Source organism: Prochlorococcus marinus str. MIT 9302, from assembly GCF_000759975.1.
GTDB classification, from domain to species: Bacteria; Cyanobacteriota; Cyanobacteriia; order PCC-6307; family Cyanobiaceae; genus Prochlorococcus_A; species Prochlorococcus_A marinus_M.
The window spans coordinates 20,947-33,059 of record NZ_JNAM01000001.1; the positions used below are offsets into that span (position 1 = coordinate 20,947).

General features: G+C 30.2%; 13 protein-coding genes. 7 read left to right on the forward strand and 6 right to left on the reverse strand.

The genetic code is table 11. The features are described from left to right. Positions 1 to 13 precede the first annotated feature (13 nt). Complete coding sequence (locus tag EU96_RS08730) at positions 14 to 250, reverse strand: hypothetical protein (protein ID WP_032525675.1); 237 nt, start codon at positions 248 to 250, stop codon at positions 14 to 16. Positions 251 to 377: 127 nt separating this feature from the next. Between EU96_RS08730 and EU96_RS08725 the strand changes: the two genes are divergently transcribed. The 5 genes from EU96_RS08725 to EU96_RS08705 all read left to right on the forward strand — a co-directional run bounded on the left by EU96_RS08725 (position 378) and on the right by EU96_RS08705 (position 4,882). After that, positions 378 to 1,820, forward strand: coding sequence for a circularly permuted type 2 ATP-grasp protein (locus tag EU96_RS08725; RefSeq protein WP_032525676.1), 1,443 nt, complete (start codon positions 378 to 380; stop codon positions 1,818 to 1,820). Position 1,821: 1 nt separating this feature from the next. Continuing rightward, positions 1,822 to 2,763 (forward strand): alpha-E domain-containing protein, encoded by a 942-nt coding sequence (locus EU96_RS08720; protein ID WP_032525677.1) that lies wholly within the window; start codon positions 1,822 to 1,824, stop codon positions 2,761 to 2,763. Positions 2,764 to 2,774: 11 nt separating this feature from the next. Beyond that, positions 2,775 to 3,632: a transglutaminase family protein gene (locus EU96_RS08715; protein WP_032525678.1), complete on the forward strand. Its 858-nt coding sequence runs from the start codon at positions 2,775 to 2,777 to the stop codon at positions 3,630 to 3,632. A gap of 174 nt (positions 3,633 to 3,806) precedes the next feature. Further along, positions 3,807 to 4,280, forward strand: a complete 474-nt coding sequence (locus EU96_RS08710) for a hypothetical protein (RefSeq protein ID WP_032525710.1) — start codon at positions 3,807 to 3,809, stop codon at positions 4,278 to 4,280. 83 nt (positions 4,281 to 4,363) lie between these two features. After that, a complete protein-coding gene (locus tag EU96_RS08705; protein ID WP_032525679.1) occupies positions 4,364 to 4,882 on the forward strand; it encodes a pentapeptide repeat-containing protein in 519 nt (172 codons plus the stop codon). 9 nt (positions 4,883 to 4,891) lie between these two features. Here the strand turns inward: EU96_RS08705 and EU96_RS08700 are convergent, their stop codons facing one another. Continuing rightward, positions 4,892 to 5,245 carry a hypothetical protein gene (locus tag EU96_RS08700; RefSeq protein ID WP_032525680.1) on the reverse strand — a complete coding sequence of 118 codons (354 nt, stop codon included), beginning with the start codon at positions 5,243 to 5,245 and terminating at the stop codon, positions 4,892 to 4,894. Between the two features lie 211 nt (positions 5,246 to 5,456). Continuing rightward, positions 5,457 to 6,326, reverse strand: a complete 870-nt coding sequence (locus EU96_RS08690) for a carbohydrate kinase family protein (protein ID WP_032525682.1) — start codon at positions 6,324 to 6,326, stop codon at positions 5,457 to 5,459. Positions 6,327 to 6,367: 41 nt separating this feature from the next. Between EU96_RS08690 and EU96_RS08685 the strand changes: the two genes are divergently transcribed. Beyond that, positions 6,368 to 6,739: a DUF2834 domain-containing protein gene (locus EU96_RS08685; RefSeq protein ID WP_032525711.1), complete on the forward strand. Its 372-nt coding sequence runs from the start codon at positions 6,368 to 6,370 to the stop codon at positions 6,737 to 6,739. On the opposite strand, the gene EU96_RS08680 is transcribed toward EU96_RS08685, so the two are convergent. Continuing rightward, a complete protein-coding gene (locus tag EU96_RS08680) occupies positions 6,736 to 7,965 on the reverse strand; it encodes an MFS transporter (RefSeq protein ID WP_032525683.1) in 1,230 nt (409 codons plus the stop codon). The two genes, EU96_RS08685 and EU96_RS08680, sit on opposite strands and share 4 nt — an antisense overlap. A gap of 2 nt (positions 7,966 to 7,967) precedes the next feature. On the opposite strand from EU96_RS08680, the gene EU96_RS08675 reads away from it, so the two are divergent. Further along, positions 7,968 to 9,518, forward strand: a complete 1,551-nt coding sequence (locus tag EU96_RS08675) for an alpha/beta hydrolase (protein ID WP_032525684.1) — start codon at positions 7,968 to 7,970, stop codon at positions 9,516 to 9,518. Here EU96_RS08675 and EU96_RS08670 read toward each other — a convergent pair. Together EU96_RS08670 and EU96_RS08665 are read right to left on the reverse strand one after the other, a co-directional pair. Continuing rightward, complete coding sequence (locus tag EU96_RS08670) at positions 9,515 to 10,537, reverse strand: ABC transporter permease (protein WP_032525685.1); 1,023 nt, start codon at positions 10,535 to 10,537, stop codon at positions 9,515 to 9,517. The genes EU96_RS08675 and EU96_RS08670 overlap by 4 nt on opposite strands. After that, positions 10,530 to 12,101, reverse strand: a complete 1,572-nt coding sequence (locus EU96_RS08665) for an ABC transporter substrate-binding protein (protein WP_032525686.1) — start codon at positions 12,099 to 12,101, stop codon at positions 10,530 to 10,532. The genes EU96_RS08670 and EU96_RS08665 overlap by 8 nt, the downstream gene beginning before the upstream one ends. Between the last annotated feature and the right edge of the window lie 12 nt (positions 12,102 to 12,113).

Below are 12,113 nucleotides of genomic sequence, written 5' to 3' on the forward strand. Positions count from 1 at the left end.
TAAATAATACCTGTTAATTCCAAGGAGTGTTTATAAGACCCCAGATATCGAAGAAGAAAAATAAAACTGCAATAACCACAAGATCCCAAGCTCTTTCCCTAAAAGCCCAAGGAGCAATAAAAACCTCCCCAAGTCCATGAAGTGCCGCTCCAACGGGTAAATGATCAAGGACCAGCAAACTATGAGAGAGAATAAAAAGAAAGCTTGCAAAATATCTAAAAAAAACAAATTGCCAATTACCAGAACTCATACTTTTAGATTTTTAAGAAATATACTTCAATGATCAAAATAATGAAATAGATCAAGTTAAGAGATATTTTTTTTTGTATCTATAAATACGAATTAAGATTCGAAGCTAAAGTAAAAGTTATAAAACGATGAAATATATGTTTTCAAGTTATCGTCCTAAAAATAGTTTTGATGAATACTTTAAGGATAATGTTAACTCTGCTAGAGAAATATTAATTCCACTTCTGTCCTCTTTAGATAATATGGGTCTTGAAGAATTAAACAGAAATCATTCTGCAGCAAAAAAATTATTACTAAGACATGGTGCAACTTTTAGATTAAACGATACTGGTTTAAAAGGTACTGAGAGAATATTGCCTTTTGATCCACTTCCAAGAATAATTAGTAAAGATGATTGGGTAACATTAGAAAAAGGTCTAAAACAAAGGCTTGAGGCAATTGATTTATTCCTAGATGATATTTATAATTCTCAGAATATAATTAATGATGGAATAATTCCAAGAGAATTAATAGAAAGTTCAGATGGTTGGAGACCTCAGATGTTAGGTTTCAAGCCTCCATTAAATAAATGGTGTCAGATTTCAGGACTTGATTTAATAAGGGACAGAAAGGGAGATTGGCATGTTTTAGAAGATAATTTAAGGTGTCCTTCTGGTGTTGCTTATTTTTTAGAAAATAGATTAGTTATGAAAAATATTTTCCCTAATCTTTTCTCTGGAAGAATAGTAAAACCAATTGATGAATATCCATCATATCTTCTCAAAACTCTTCAAGAACTTGCTGTTTGGACAGACACTCCCAAGATAGTTCTACTAACCCCAGGAATTTTTAACAGTGCGTATTTTGAACATAGTTATTTAGCTCAAGAAATGGGCATTCAACTTGTTCAGGGTCATGACTTAGTTTGTAATGATGATTATGTATATTTAAAAACTACCTCTGGATTAAAAAGAGTAGATGTTATTTACAGAAGAATTGATGATGACTTCTTAGATCCTCTTAATTTTAGAAAAGATTCCTGCCTTGGTGTCAGAGGATTACTTGATGTTTTCAGGGCTGGTCATGTTGCCTTAGCAAATGCACCTGGAACTGGAATAGCAGATGACAAAATGATTTATTCTTTTGTTCCAAAAATGATTAAATATTATCTTGATGAAGAAATTATTATAAAAAATGTAGAAACATATATTTGTCATTACCAAAAAGATCGGGAATATGTTCTAGAAAATTTGCCAAAACTTGTTGTTAAGTCTGTTTCTGAAGCTGGAGGATATGGAATGTTAATTGGACCTCACTCAACAAGCAATGAAATAGAAGAATTCGCTAATAAAATTAAAACAAATCCTAGAAATTTCATAGCTCAACCAACATTAGAATTATCTACTGTGCCATCGATATGTGATGGAGAACTATATCCATGTCATGTTGATTTAAGACCCTATATATTGAGAGGAAAAGATTCATGGGTTAGCCCTGGAGGGCTTACAAGGGTAGCATTAAAAAAGGGATCATTAGTCGTTAACTCTTCTCAAGGTGGCGGATGCAAAGATACTTGGGTAGTAGGGAAATAATATGCTTTTAAGTCGTGTAGCAGAATCTCTTTATTGGATCAATCGTTATTTAGAACGTGCAGAAAACATATCTCGTTTCGTGGAAGTAAGTGAAGCAATGTCATTAGATTGTCCACCAGGAAGCGCAGAACCTTGGCTCCCATTAATTGACGCTTCAAGTGACAGAGAATCTTTTGATAAAAGATTCCCAGAAAAAAAACCTGATGACGTTATTAATTTTTTAATAAGAGATCGTTTAAATCCAAACAGCATAATTTCTTGTATTCAGTTGGCAAGAGAAAATGCAAGACAAATCAGAGATGTTCTGACCACAGAAATGTGGGAACAAATAAATATTTTATATTGGAATATGCAAGAAGGAGAAGCAATATGGAATAAGCCAAGACAAGAACAATTAAGTGAAATAAGAAGAGAATGTCAACTTTTTTATGGAATTACAGATGCAACTCTAAGCAAAGACCTTGCATGGAGATTTAGTATACTTGGAAGATTAATTGAAAGAGCTGACAAAACTTCTAGAATTTTAGATGTTAAATATTATTTACTTCTACCCAGCCTGGATAAACTTGGAGGAGTTCTTGATGAGTTGCAATGGATTGCTCTATTACGCTCAGCTGGAGCTTATCAAATGTTTAGAAAAGCAGAGCAAAATTCTATAAAGCCTAATTCAGTAGCAAGATTCCTTTTACTGGATCCTATTTTCCCTAGATCAGTAAGATACTGTTTAGATGGGATAAGCAATACTCTTAAAATGATAGATTCCTCCCCTCCTCCTGAAAACCCTACAGCATTAGAGTGTATGAGAGGTTTGCTTAAAGCAAAGTGGAGTTATATCAGAATTGAAGATATAATCAATGATGGTTTGCATGAGGCAATCGATTCATTGCAAATTGATTTAAATAAATTAAATGATCTCATTCAAGAAAAATATTTTATTAATTAATTAATTTATTAATGAGAATTAAATACCTTCACAAACTTGAATATAAATATAAAGAACCTGTTCAATTAGGCGAGCATAGATTGTGTATAAAGCCAAGGTCAAATGGATTCCAAAAGCTGAAGAATTTTGAATTAAAAATAACCCCAGAACCAGAAATTATTTATCCATTACTGGCTGCCAGTGGCGAAGAGATTAATAGAATTAGATTCAATGGGGTAACGGATAACTTAATTATTGAATCAACTAGTGAAGTTGAGACTATTAAACATCCAAACATTATTGATGGGGTTAAAAATAGAGATTTAACGTTACCTTTTTGCAGAAGTATTATTAATAGAGATTTACAGGGCGCATTAGAAGGGTGGATGCCAAATGGTCAACATGAACCCTCTGCCGTAGAACTTGCACAAGAAGCTTTAGCAGGAAGCATTAATAACGCATTATCATTTACATACCAACTAATAGAGATCATTCAAGATCGGGTTAAATATACCAAAAGACATACAGGTCCAGCATGGCCAGCCAGCAGAACACTTAGAGAACGTATAGGATCATGCAGAGATTTAGCAATGCTAATGGTTGAAGCTTGTAGGTCTATTGGTATCCCTAGTAGGTTTGTAAGTGGTTATAATTTTGAAGACCCGTTGCCTTCTGAGTTAGATTTACATGCTTGGGCTGAGTTATATATTCCAGGAGCAGGTTGGAGAGGTTTTGATCCAAGCGGGAAAGGACTAATAGACGAAAGATATTTAACATTGGTATCTTCATCTAAACCCAATTTAACTTCTGTAATTACAGGAAACTTTATAGGGAAAAATAATCTAGAAAATACTTTATCCTGGGAAATCCGCCCTCTTGAAATCAAATAAAAACTAAATTTTTAATCTTTAAAAATAAAGAAAAAAGATAAATAAAAATATGTTTCTTTTTTAGTGTTAATTGATACGTTCTAAGAGCTATATATCTGTTTTCATTTGTTTAATCTTTAAAGAAAATTGAATTCAAGTTTAGAAATTCCTGTAATCAAACCAAACAAATCAAAAATGTTTGAATTGATTAGTTATGAAAAATTTCGCGACACAAAAGATGTCAGATTCTTCGATATTAGTATTAATGAATCAAATTATAGAGATCTAGTTATTCACAGTGGTCCTGCAGTTAGTCCGCCAAATGATGAAGATTTTAACAATTGGCAATTTTACATACATCACAATCAAGAAGATAATCTATTAGCTATCTCTGGGGGGAGAACATTTTTTCTTGTAAATTTTGGATGGGATTATCCTTTTTATAAAGTTAGATTAGAAACTTGCGGTTACATTTTAAGAATACCTAGAGGAACTTTTCATAGATCATTATCTGACGAAAACGGTTCCATAGTTTTAAATCAAGCCGTTAGAGATAAAGGAGGTACAGTTGAATCTGAATTTAAGGTTACGAATAGCAAAGAGAACAAAAAACTTCTAGATTGTATAACTAATTTAGAGCCTAGATTTAAAATTTATAGTGTTAAATAATCTTAAAAAGGAGTTCTAAATTTATATATCAACTTAAAATTTTATCTAATTGTTATAGGATAAAATTATTTAAATTTTTTAATATGAAATTTTTTAGATTTTTAAAATATTTTTTATCTATAATTTTTTCTTTCTTAGTTTTATCCTCTCCAGTTTTTGCTGGGGCTAATGTTGCTGTTAAGGGAGAAGGAGATGAAGTCCCAAGTTACGTAAGATCTAATATTACAGGGTTTGATTTCCATGGAGAGGATCTTCATTTGTCTTCTATAGCTGGAGCAGTTGCGAGAGACGCAGATTTTAGTGATGTTGATTTACATGGAACTACATTAACCCTATCTGATTTAAAAGGTTCTAATTTAAATGGAATTGATCTAACGGATACTCTTTCTGATCGAGTTAATTTCCAAAAAACAGACCTTAGAAATGCTGTTTTAATAAATATGATCGCATCGGGCAGCAGTTTTGCAGGAGCTCAAATAGAAGGAGCAGACTTTTCTTATGCCATTCTTGACAGCGAAGATCAAAGAAATCTTTGTGAAATTGCTGATGGAATTAATCCAACAACAGGAGTTTCAACAAGAGAAAGTCTTGAGTGCAGTTAGAGAATTAAATTATAAGTAAACTTTATTTCCTTTGTTAAATTTATAAATTCTTTGTTCATCATCTTGAAATATCATTTCATCATTTAATTTGGATTTCTTAAATTTTGAAAGTCTTGCTCTGTGTATATTAGATTTTCTTTTTATATTATCTTCGTCATCATAGATTCCAATATAGATATTTATATTAGGGTTTGAAAAAGTTTTTTCTTCCTCTCTTAAAAAAATTCTTTCAATATTTGTTTGAGTGCTCTGCAGTTTATTTTTAAATTTGTTTAATTTAAAATTCTTAGGTTTTTTAGAATTAAATTTTTTGTAAGCTAAAAAGATAATTCCAAAAATTAAAAACACTGAAAATATTTTCATTACCTATTGAATTTTTATTTTTATATCTACGCCTAAGTTACTTTTAGTAGTTAATATTTCTTTTTTTAAGATTCCATAAGTAAAAATTCTAAATAAAGTTTGCAAAGATTTAAAAACCAAAAAAACAGTAACTAAAAAGAAAAAAATAAGGTTTTCTACAAGAATATTTTTATTTTTTTTATCTAAGTTACTCATGAAAGTATTAATTCAATTATTTTTTATCATTATTTGCATATGGGCCTAAAAATTCACTAGCGTCTCTTCCCATTACTTTAGCAAGATTTAAACTTTTATCTATATCCCATTTAGATGCCATTCCATAAAGAATGCCCGCAGCGAAAGAATCGCCACATCCATAAGAATCAACCTTTAATTTTTTATTTTTAAGAGCCTTATATCTTCCTCCTGGAAATATTATGCCTCCCTTCTCTCCTTCGGTTTTAATAGTATATTTAGGCATTACAGATAATTCGGAAAAAGAAAAAAATTCCCCTGGATCAAGATTACTGCATATTAATCCATCTAAAAGGACATTTGATTTATTAATTGTATTCAATCCCACCCTTGGTGTTGTACACAGTATTGAAGCTGATCTAGCTATTTTAAAAATCTCTGAATCAGATGCAGTAATAAAAATTCCGTCCATTTTTTTTAAAATGCTCCAGTCTAAGTTGTCTTTATAATTTGGAGCTAACCTTTCTCCAATAACTGTTATTGCTCTATCCTCTCGATAATCAACCATACTAAACCCTCTTCTAGTAGGTTTATCACGCCATGCCACATGTAACTTAATTCCCATATTTGAGAGAATTTTGAAGCATCTATCTCCATATTCATCATTACCTAATGCAGTAAAAAAATGAATTTGGTTTAAAGTTAGTTCAGAAAGTCTTTTTGCGATAACAGAGCCTGCACCAGCTGGATTTTCGAGGGACTTTTCAGAATGAGAAATAACTCCCGGTTTTGGTAATTGATCGACCTTTAAGAAATTCATCCACTCAACGTGACCAACTACAGCAAAATTTAAATTTCCTTTTTTAAATTTATAGTCTGCAAATTTATCATTCTTTTCAAACGCCATAAGCTTTTAAATACTATTATTAAATGAAATATTTTTCACTAATGAATTCATTTAACATTTTAAAAGAAAATAAACAGATACTTTCTTATCTTTACCTTTTTCTATCTATTTTAGGCGCTGTCCTTCCTATGATGGCAAATTTCGAATTTGCTAGGGAATATGGCAATAGTTTTGATATTAATAACTTCATTTCCTTAGCTAATGCCAACCCTGCAGCTCAGTCAATATCTAGAGACTTATTAGTAGGTGCAAGCGCTATTTTCATATGGATAGTAAATGAATCAAAAAAATTAAATATTAAGAATATGTGGATTGTTTATATTGGAACTTTTCTTATTGCATTTGCATTCTCTGCCCCTTTATTCTTATTTCTAAGAGAGAGAAGAATTATGGAATTAGAAAAGATTAATTAAAATAATCTTCTAAAAAGAATTGCAAATAAAATAAAGCAAAAACATGAGATAGAAAACCAGATTATTGAAGCATAACCAAATAGATCTAATATTCTTCCCGAAATAAATGGTCCAAAAAAATAACCCATAGCGAAACACTGTGACAATAGAGCAAGCGCAAAACCTTTTTTGTTTGAAGGGGCTATCCTGAAAACAACATCTGTGGATGTTGGTAGAAATGAAGCAGTCCCTAAACTTACTAATATCAAAGAAAAAGAAATCAAATAAAAAGCTGGGATATTTAAATAACTAGAAATAAATAATAAAAACGAAGCAAAAGAGAAGTTTATCAAACTAAATTTCAAGCCAAATAATCTTCCTTTCTTTGATATCCAAGCACCTACAGGCCATTGTAAAAACAATAATAAAATTAATTGAATAGAAATTATAAGACTAGTAATTTCTTTACTTAACGCATTGCGATATACTCCACCTTTAACAAGATCCAAAGGCAAAGTTACTTGAATCAAAGCTAAAAACGTAGTTATCAATAAGATAGATATAATTATTATTAAGGAATTTTTGTTCCATTTCAATTGTCCCTGATTTGTTGGATCTTCCAATTTTTTTTGGAAATTTTCTAGGTTTCTTTTTATGGAATAACTATTTCTTGATATTAAATATGTAATAACTAACATACAAAATATATCATTAATAAAAATTGACTTGGAGTACAAAAAATTCGTCATAAAACCACCCAAGAATACCCCTAAGAATATTCCTAAAGCCTCCGAACTTCTAACAAGAGCATAAGCTTTTCGTGTGTCGATCGATTGGCAAAAATAAGGCACTCCGAATTCCGCAGCAGGCCAATATATTCCTGCAGCTGCCCCAACTAATGATTGTCCAATTATGTAAAAAAAAGTATCTCTTGAAAAAATGAGGAATAAGCTAGCTGCAATACTTAATATTGATGAAGCTATTAATGGAGATTGTATTTCCCCTGTTTTATTTAGATAATTACCTGTGAAGAGTCTTGTTATGGTTCCTATTATTGCTGATATAGTAAACCCCAAGCCAATATCTGTTGCCGAAAAGCCAATGTTATTAAAAATGATTGATGTTAAATAAATTACACCTCCGGCACCAAATGCAGCATAAAATCTTATCTTGGTTATTAACCTCAAATGATATGGAAATTGAATCCACCAATTTTTGCTAATTTGAAAACTGTTTGGACTGATCACAAGTGAAACACTTTTTTGTAATTTTTTTAGGTTTTTGTGGTTTATTTTTTAATAATGGTTCAAAGGCTGCAGAAAAAATAAATATTAAGTTTGAAGAAATGAATATCCCTCTTACTATAGAACAATTATCAAAATTAGAAAAATACAAAGATGATTCAACAGAATTAATAGATTGGTTAAAAAAAAATGGGTTTAAAAGAGTTTTTGAATTATCAAAATTTTTAGAATTTCCAATTTTCAAGGAAGAAGGATTAAATAGAGAAGTATTAAGAAGTTGGATAGGGCGTAGAATCCTCTCAGAATTAAGCAAAACTATTACAGTTTCAAATGACAATAATGGAATAGAAATTTATAACACTATAGAAAAGTTATTAGATGAAAAAAAAGAAGTTTCAACTATAGAAATCATAAAGGGATTACCTTCAGAAGAAATTTCACTGGATATTGATAATTTAATTTTAATAATTTCATCTTGGAAAAATGAATTATCAATGCAAAAAGATCTCATATCCAAATTAAATAATCTTGAAAGAACGAACCAAAATGCCTTTAAAAATATTGAAAAAAAATCAACTCAAGATCTAATAAAGATTGATAAAAAAATTTATGCTCCTCACAGAGTAAAACCTTTTGAAATTGAAATATGGAAAAACAATAAAACAAATGATGATAAAGAACTAATAATTTTCATGCCAGGACTTGGAGGCGAAATTAATAACTTCAAATGGATAGGCAACGAATTGACTAAAAGGGGATGGCCAATTGCATACATAGACCATAGAGGGAGTAATTTAGAATCCTTCATAGAAGTAATCAACGGTAAGGAAGCAATCCCAGGAAGTGCAGACTTTTTCTTATATAGAATTAAAGATTTAGAGGCTGTATTAAAAGCTCATGAAAATGGGGAATTTGATTTAACTAATAATTCTTATATCTTAATGGGACATTCACTTGGTGCTTTAATAGCACTTTTATATGAAAGCAATAAACCAACCTATAAACTTGAGGAAATATGTAATTCGGCATTAAATGACTTTGCACTGACAAATTTATCAAAATTACTTCAATGTCAATTGAGCGAAATCCCATTCAATGAGAGAAATAACACTAATAAGGCCAGTGCGATAATAGGTTTTAATTCATTTGGCAGTTTATTATGGCCAACAGAAAAAATTTCTGGGATCAAAACACCAACTCTCCTTATAGGAGGAACATATGATCTGATTACACCCTTAATGAATGAACAATTTATAGTTTTTTCGGCTTTAAATAATCCATCAAATAGGTTTCTAATTATTGAGGGTGCAAGTCATTTCTCACCCATAAGAATTAATGATAGTAATAAAGAGACTAATGACGTCTTCAAAATAAGTGAATCTTTTATTGGTTCAGATCCAATATTAGTGCAAGATTTATCTGCGAAATTTATAGTTGAATTTTTAAAAAATATTAAGGAGAAAAAAATACCTACAGTTGTTAAAAATCAAAGAGATTTGGGACTTGATTTCCATCTTTTGGATCTTGAAACTATTAAAGAAGTTTCTAAAAATTAGTACTCTATTCTTGGATCTAAATAGGCAATTAAAATATCTACAAAGAGATTTAAAGAAACTATAAGCATAGAAGTAAAAATTACAATACCTTGAACCAAGGTATAGTCTCTCTGAGAAATTGCTTCATGTAATCTTAAAGCAATACCTGGCCATGAAAAAGTTACTTCAAATAAAAGAGCACCTCCTGCTAGTGAAGCCATTGTCAAACCAGAAATAGTGACAATTGGTAATAGAGCGTTAGGCAAAGCATGGTTTAAAAAAATTTTTTTTCTCGATATTCCTCTACATATAGCAGCATTAACATAATCACTTTTTAATGTCTTATCCAAATTTACTCTTAATGACCGGCTGAATATACCACTTAATAGAAAGCCAAGAGTAATGGAGGGAAGTGAGAGATGATAAAGGCTATCTTTTAAAGCAATAATATTATTTGAAAGAATACTATCTAAAACTAGAAAACCTGTAATTTGAGGTTGTTGCTGAAAGATTGGAAATCTACCCCCAATTGGGGAAATATTAAAATATACAGAAAATAATAATTGAACTAACATTGCTCCCCAAAACGGAGGAATTGCATATGTTGCCATTCCAAATATTCTAACAATATAGTCAGTTTTTTTACCTCTATTTCTTAAACCAATAAATCCCAATAGAAATCCAATTAGCATGGCACTCAATATTGAAAAGAAACCAAGTTCAAGACTTGCAGGCAATGACTTAAGAATTATATTTAGGACTGGCTCTTGAGTACTAAGAGATTGGCCAAAATCTAAATGTAATACATCGTTAATGTAGGAAAAATATTGATTTATTAAAGATTCATTTAGCCCCAATTTATTTCTTAGAAATTCCCTTGAAACCTCATCTGCTCCTGATCCAAGAATGGCATCAACAGGATCACCTGGAGCAACTCTTAATAAAATAAACACTAATGAAGAAATTATCCACAACATTATTGGAATTAATGAAATCTTTAATAAAGAATAATTTAGTAATTTATTTAAATTTCTACTCATCAATAATTTTTAGATCACTCAATGAAATTATTCCTGCACCATTAAAAATAGGTTTTGATATTTTATTTTGAGACCATGCTTTTTGAGAAGATATCCAAATAGGAATATAAGGGATTGAATTTGCTGCTATTTTTTCAATTTCAACAAGCTTATCTAGTCTTTTATCTCCACTTATTTTTTCACTCTCAAGAAATAAACTTTCAACCTTATTTGATCCCCAAAAACTACCGCTGTAGAATGATTCTCCTTTTTTACATATTCCATCAACTATTTCATTACAACTTAAAAGTGGTTTGAGATAGGCTTCTGGGTCTGAATAAGCTCCAGTCCAATCGAGAATAACTGCTGTATAAATTCCTAAACTTAGATTCTTATAAATTGTTGTAGATTCAACCCCGTTGAGTTGAATATCAATACAATCTTTCAAATAATTTTTTATTTCTTCCTGCCATGTCAAGGCAATAAGTTTATCAGCAGGTACATTCGATCTATAAGTAAGAGGTATTTTAAGTATGTTTCCATTGCAATAATTTTCTTTTTGCAATAACTTTCTCGCTTCTAAATAATCATATTTAGGCCACATACCTTGATTATCTTTTTTTAATATTGGAGGAATAATTGATCTAGATGGCTTCCTTAGCCCATAACTTACTTTTTCACTAATTAATTTTCTATTAAGACTTTTTGCTAAAGCTATTCTTAAATTAAGATTACTTAACGGGTAAGAACTAGTTTTAAGGCTTATAAAACTTAATTCGGTAAAAGGACTATTACCTTCTTTAAACTTTTTATTTTTACTTAAATTCTTTAGACTATTTCTTTGACTATCATCAATTGAATTTGATAAGAGTACGTCAATTTGTTTGCTTTTTAAAGCCCCAAAAAGAGAAGATGAATTTGAATATCCTACAAAATTAATACCCTTATTTAAGGGCTTTTCACCCCAATAATTCAAATTTGGATGAATTAATTGGACTTCATTAGAAAAACTGCTCAGTACATACTTACCCGTACCAACAAATTTCTCATTTAAAAACTTATTAGAATATTCTTTATAAAAGGTGGGAGATATTGGTGTTAAATTTACTGATGTAAGTAAACCATTTAAAGAACTTGATGGTTTATTTAAATTTATTTTAACTGAATATTCACTTGGAGTTTCTATTGATTTAATCTTATTTCCTAAAATATAATTCATCGTTCCAATCCTTTTGAATCTATCAAAAGTAAACTTTATTGCATTTGAGTTAAATGAAGTTCCATCGTGAAAAAAAACATTTTTTCTTAAGTTGATAATTATTTGAAGTCTATCCTTTGAAATAATTGGCATCCCCGATGCCAATTCAGGGATTAATTCTCCGTTAGAATTTAATTCATATAATGTGTCTCCCAGAGAACTAATTAATTGAATTGCTTTAAGAGTATTAGCTCTAGCTGGATCTAAAGATTCAATTTTTCCAGAACTTGCTACTGTTATTTTTTTAGATACTCTTTTTGAGCCGCAAGAATTGTTTAGCAAAGAAATTAAAAAAATAAATATTGATAAAAGAACTTTTTTTTTCATATTTCTAAAGTA